The sequence below is a fragment of the Ruoffia sp. FAM 20857 genome (genome assembly GCF_045528645.1).
GTDB lineage: Bacteria > Bacillota > Bacilli > Lactobacillales > Aerococcaceae > Ruoffia > Ruoffia halotolerans.
In genome coordinates, this window is sequence record NZ_JBGQRB010000089.1 from 1 (window position 1) to 3,290 (window position 3,290).

A 3,290-nucleotide genomic window follows, 5' to 3' on the forward strand; every position below is an offset into this window, starting at 1 on the left:
TAAAGACTTGAGTTATAAAAGAATCGAAAAGCGACATTTCCCCCATGGGGGAAACCCTATACCTAAAAGTCTAATGGGGTATGTCTTTTGAATAACAATAGTGTTGCATTTGATTTGACAACAGAGGCTTTTTTTATTTAATCGGTTTTCATTTAGTTAATATTTTCAATTATTACCTGAAAATATAGGTCTGTCTTCAAAAGCATGACCCTTTATTACAAAAAAAGAGCTTAAAAAATGAAGACTTACTTCAAATTCTAAGCTCGTAATTATTTAAGTTAAAATTGATTATTCCATTCCTGGAGCGTTAATTTTGATACCAGGTCCAAAAGTAGTAGACAATGTTAAACTTGTCATGTAAGTACCTTTAGCTGAAGCTGGTTTTAAACGAACGATTTGTTCGTGTAATGCGTTAAAGTTTTCTTTTAATTTAGCATCATCAAATGATACTTTACCGATTGGAACATTAACGATTCCTGCTTTGTCAGCACGGTAAGTAACTTGACCTGCTTTGATGTCGTTAACCGCTTTAGTAACATCTTGTGTTACTGTACCAGTTTTAGGGTTAGGCATTAGGCCTTTTGGTCCTAATACGCGTCCTAGACGACCAACTTGTCCCATCATGTCAGGTGTTGCTACCATTACGTCGAAGTCTAACCAACCACCGTTGATTTTTTCGATTAGGTCTGCTTCACCAACAAAATCAGCACCTGCTGCTTCTGCTTCTTTAGCTTTATCTCCAGTTGCGATAACTACAACTGTTTGAGTTTTACCAGTACCATGTGGCAATACCATTGCTCCACGGATCTGTTGATCAGCTTTTTTAACATCAATATTTAAGTTGTAAGATACTTCCATAGTTGCATCAAAGTTCGCAAAGTCGATTTCTTTCGCTAATGCGATTGCTTCATCTGCGCTATAGAAATTGTTGCGGTCTACTTTTTCTAATGCCGCTTGAAATTTTTTACTTTTCTTAGCCATTTAATTTATTCCTCCTATATTTGTGGTATTAACGGTAATACCTCCCACACCCGATAGAATACGGGCTGGAAGCTGCGTTATGCTTAGCCCTCGACAGTGATTCCCATTGAACGAGCTGTTCCTTCGATCATGCGCATAGCAGCTTCTACATCTGCTGCGTTTAAGTCTTTCATTTTAATTTCAGCAATTTCTTGTACTTGTGCTTTTGTTACTGAACCAACTTTGTTTTTGTTTGGTTCACCAGAAGCTTTGCTTAAGCCAGCTGCTTTTTTAAGTAAGATTGGAGCTGGTGGTGTTTTAGTAATAAAACTAAATGAACGGTCTTCATACACATCGATTACTACTGGAATAATCATCCCATTTTGATCTTGTGTTTGAGCGTTAAATTCTTTAGTAAACGCCATGATGTTAACTCCCGCTTGACCTAATGCTGGACCAACTGGCGGCGCTGGACTTGCTTGTCCCGCTGGAATTTGTAATTTGACTTGTGTTACGACTTTTTTAGCCACGAAACATTCCTCCTTGTAAAATTTTTTTCGTGATGTGGTTTACGGAGTGAGCTTCACTCCTCCCACTCAGTGTGCGTTCTTGCGCACCGAAATAGTATACCATGTTTATTCCATATTGCAAGTGCTAATCTACATTTTATATTCTTTATTATGCCAATTAGCTAAATTCTCTAACAAAATGGCATGACTTTCTTCTAAAGCGGCTTGATTGGCTTCATCATTCCCACCTAAGGCAATCAATCCTGCAGAGTCTCCTAAATATCTTTTATTTGAGAATAAATGACCTGCCTCTGGATAATTGTGTAATTCAATTTGGTTTGCCTGTTCAATAATCGCTTCACCCATTTGACTTGAATTCCACATTAAATCGTCGCCACCGGCGAAAATAATTCCTTCCCCTGTAAATTCTTCAGCTTTAATGCGAGCTGCTTCTAGACTCTCTGCTTCGCTTCCTTCAATCACACTGTCATAAATTGGTTGATATGACACCGGTGTATAGGTGATAAAGCCTGCAATCATCTGCATTGTTTCTATCATACTACCTGATTGATTACTCAAATGCGGCAATGGCTCATCTTGGTAAGACCATGAGCTGGCGTCTGCATTTTGTTGGTCTAGTGAGAAGAAATTATAAGTAGACGGTGCATATAATACGATGTGATCAATCTCTTCATAGATGGTAGCTAAGTTTAAAGTTAATTCCGCTCCTTTAGAAGCACCTAAGACTGTGATAGGACCATCCGATTGACTATGTTCTTCGTGATAAGCTAAGACTTCTTGGTAGAAATCGAGGGGAACTTCATGAATACTTTCAGGTAATTCACCTGGTCCGAAAAAGAATAAACTGTAAACTTCGTATCCTTCATTTGCCAATTGAACCGCTAACTCATAATTGGGCGAACCTTCGGAACCCCCAAAGGTGAAGATCGCTCCCTCAGCTAAAATTTCATCTGGAACAAGATGGAAGCCATTAACATACCCTTCTTCGATTGTTTCAACTGTCATATTGGCTTGTTCTGTCTCATACAATGCTAAATTGGCTGGCTCGACATAGACACTTTCTTCATCCGTTGCAATATACTCACTATACCGATTCGTTTGAACCCAACGTATTCCGAAGATAATAACCGTGATTAGAATAGCAATCACTACAATCCGGAGTAAAACTTTTAAGATGAGTCTCATAATGTGTCTCCTACTCTCTCTTAAGAAAACTGAGTGACCTTGTTATAGTCATTTTACCATAAATGAAAGTGCATCCGAAGGAGCACAAAAAAGATGAACCTAAATTAGATTCACCTTATAACCTATTTATTCACTCTTTTAACTCGTTGTTCTTTTTGTAGTCGGAACAGTTGAACGAAGCCAACGGCACTTATAACAAAAAGAACTGCGGCTACATACATAACGATATTACTTTTATATTCAAAGGATGAAAATGGACTATGTTTAATAAATATTCCTAGGATAGCCCATAATGCTACTGGCATAATCATCTCATTACCTAACTTTGTATAGTAATAAGCTGAAAGTGCTGCCACAACAATCATTAACGCAACCGTCCAAATAATACCTATTGTACCGGTTAAATCAACACCTTGACTTACAGTATAAGTAGTTAAGTTAGCCATACTCGCCACTAATAACCAACCAAAATGTAGACCCATTGAGTATTTTAGGGAGTGTCAATAATTATGTGTAAATGAAGTACTCCTTCTATAAAATCGATTTATTAATTTGTTAATCTTTCAAACATTTTTTCTAGCTCTGCTTCAGCTTGTTGGAAGCCGCGGTGAATCC

At 37.7% G+C, this 3,290-nt stretch carries 4 protein-coding genes; all 4 read right to left on the reverse strand.

The annotated features are described in order from the left end of the window. Positions 1–288 precede the first annotated feature (288 nt). The 4 genes from rplA to ACEN4N_RS11235 all read right to left on the reverse strand — a co-directional run bounded on the left by rplA (position 289) and on the right by ACEN4N_RS11235 (position 3,157). The gene (gene rplA, locus ACEN4N_RS11220; protein ID WP_407090890.1) at positions 289–981 is read right to left on the reverse strand and encodes a 50S ribosomal protein L1; all 693 of its coding nucleotides are present in this window, start codon (positions 979–981) and stop codon (positions 289–291) included. A gap of 83 nt (positions 982–1,064) precedes the next feature. Then, the gene (gene rplK, locus ACEN4N_RS11225; RefSeq protein WP_138404224.1) at positions 1,065–1,490 is read right to left on the reverse strand and encodes a 50S ribosomal protein L11; all 426 of its coding nucleotides are present in this window, start codon (positions 1,488–1,490) and stop codon (positions 1,065–1,067) included. A 129-nt stretch (positions 1,491–1,619) separates the two neighbouring features. Beyond that, positions 1,620–2,675, reverse strand: coding sequence for an acyl-CoA thioester hydrolase/BAAT C-terminal domain-containing protein (locus ACEN4N_RS11230; protein ID WP_407090889.1), 1,056 nt, complete (start codon positions 2,673–2,675; stop codon positions 1,620–1,622). 122 nt (positions 2,676–2,797) lie between these two features. Beyond that, entirely contained in the window at positions 2,798–3,157 is a 360-nt protein-coding gene (locus tag ACEN4N_RS11235) for a hypothetical protein (RefSeq protein ID WP_407094252.1), read from the reverse strand. Positions 3,158–3,290: the final 133 nt, after the last annotated feature.

Coding starts and splice junctions, on each gene's coding strand:
- rplA (WP_407090890.1), bottom strand. CDS start 981: ATGGCTAAGAAAAGTAAAAAATTTCAAGCGGCATTAGAAAAAGTAGAC.
- ACEN4N_RS11230 (WP_407090889.1), bottom strand. CDS start 2,675: ATGAGACTCATCTTAAAAGTTTTACTCCGGATTGTAGTGATTGCTATT.
- ACEN4N_RS11235 (WP_407094252.1), bottom strand. CDS start 3,157: ATGGGTCTACATTTTGGTTGGTTATTAGTGGCGAGTATGGCTAACTTA.